The organism is Holospora undulata HU1 (genome assembly GCF_000388175.3).
Classification (GTDB): domain Bacteria; phylum Pseudomonadota; class Alphaproteobacteria; order Holosporales; family Holosporaceae; genus Holospora; species Holospora undulata_A.
Genome location: NZ_ARPM03000008.1, coordinates 1 through 1,654, shown reverse-complemented (window position 1 = coordinate 1,654; position 1,654 = coordinate 1). Strand labels below are relative to the sequence as shown.

General features: G+C 36.7%; 2 protein-coding genes and 1 pseudogene. 1 reads left to right on the top strand and 2 read right to left on the bottom strand.

The genetic code is table 11. From position 1 onward, the window contains the following. The first annotated feature begins 306 nt into the window (after nucleotides 1-306). Nucleotides 307-408: a winged helix-turn-helix domain-containing protein gene (locus tag K737_RS11605; protein ID WP_075260281.1), complete on the top strand. Its 102-nt coding sequence runs from the start codon at nucleotides 307-309 to the stop codon at nucleotides 406-408. Nucleotides 409-450: 42 nt separating this feature from the next. On the opposite strand, the pseudogene K737_RS10715 reads toward K737_RS11605, so the two are convergent. Together K737_RS10715 and K737_RS09695 are read right to left on the bottom strand one after the other, a co-directional pair. Then, nucleotides 451-644 (bottom strand): annotated as a pseudogene (locus K737_RS10715) (IS5/IS1182 family transposase); the annotation flags it as partial. Between the two features lie 492 nt (nucleotides 645-1,136). Continuing rightward, a partial coding sequence (locus K737_RS09695; protein ID WP_035574526.1) for a hypothetical protein occupies nucleotides 1,137-1,654 on the bottom strand: 518 nt, incomplete at its 5' end.

Sequence of the window (1,654 nt, the reverse complement as noted above, 5' to 3'; positions counted from 1 at the left end):
AATATCAGATTAAGGAGATTGATAAAGCTGCACGAATATCACGTAAATTAGCAAAGGCTATTGCAGCCAGGACTCATAGCATTAATCAAGTTGCAAAGATTTACGACATAACTAGAACCACTCTGACTTCGTGGATCAAGCCGGCTCGATAGAAAGACTTAACGCACCTGCAGAGCGCAAAAGGAAAAACAAACTTAACGCTACGCAAATAAAGCAAATCTTGGAATGGGTAAAAGTCGATACCCATAAAAGCAATTCGAATACACCTAGAAAATATCTTTAATATAGAGATAAACAAGTCAAGAAATCAAAAAGTTAAATTACTCCTATATTAAGCCTCGTCCTAAACATTTCAAGCAAGAGCAAAACAAAGTTGCTGAATTTAAAAAACTATTAGCCGGGAAATAGCTAAGTGCACGCCATCGCACGTATTGTTTTTTATTTTTATCTTTTCTTTTTTGGCAATTCAAAGTTACAATTCATCTTTTGTATAACCGGTGTCAGTAATGATTTTTATTTCTCTATGAATATTTATTGTGGATTCTTTAAACCCTCTAAAATTGTGACGCTTGCCCTTTGAAATGCCGCACATATACCACGACTTGTGTTTTTATAGAAAGCCATTTCTTTTTTCCTGAATAAAATTTCATAAATTTTTATCACTTTTTAGCTGCACTACGGAATCGTAAAATCAGGATGCTTAATCGTATCATACACAATGCTCTCACTTACGCCATAACTTTATGTGAGGTGTTTTCAGATGTATTAGGGATGTCATCAAAAGACGATCTTCTATGCTTAGTTTTCTTTTTAACTTCGGAATCTTGAAGAATATTCACCATTATAGCGAAATTTTTCTTCTGCTATTTTTTTGATCAGTTCGCAGCTTCTACCTTTCCTCCTGGTCTTTTTATCATAAATCTTATTTATAATCTAGTTTCCAAAGAAGTCTAATGAAATAGAAAACTATCCACGCCAGAAAAACAACAAGCATCGCTCATAATATTGTTGTACTAAAATCCGAACACGTCATATAATAAGGATCTGCAACGCAAATCGCCCGAACCCCTCTGCGAAACACTCAGTGGAATTACGAGCGAATGTAGAAATTTATAGGTATCAACACACGTTAAATTCTAAGACGACATATTTTTTTTATCTTGCCGAACAGGAATATAAACTTTTGTTAAACCTCTTCGTATAGATCGCATCAATATATCTTTAACCTTATCTTTTGTATCTTGATCAGAGCTTCTTGGAATCTGCCTGTCTTGATCAGAGCTTCTTGGAATCTGCCTGTCTTGATCAGAGCTTCTTGGAATCTGCCTGTCTTGATCAGAGCTTCTTGGAATCTGCCTGTCTTGATCAGAGCTTCTTGGAATCTGCCTATCTTGATCAGAGCTTCTTGGAATCTGCCTGTCTTGATCAGAGCTTCTTGGAATCTGCCTATCTTGATCAGAGCTTCTTGGAATCTGCCTATCTTGATCAGAGCTTCTTGGAATCTGCCTATCTTGATCAGAGCTTCTTGGAATCTGCCTATCTTGATCAGAGCTTCTTGGAATCTGCCTGTCTTGATCAGAGCTTCTTGGAATCTGCCTATCTTGATCAGAGCTTCTTGGAATCTGCCTGTCTTGATCAGAGCTTCTTGGAATCT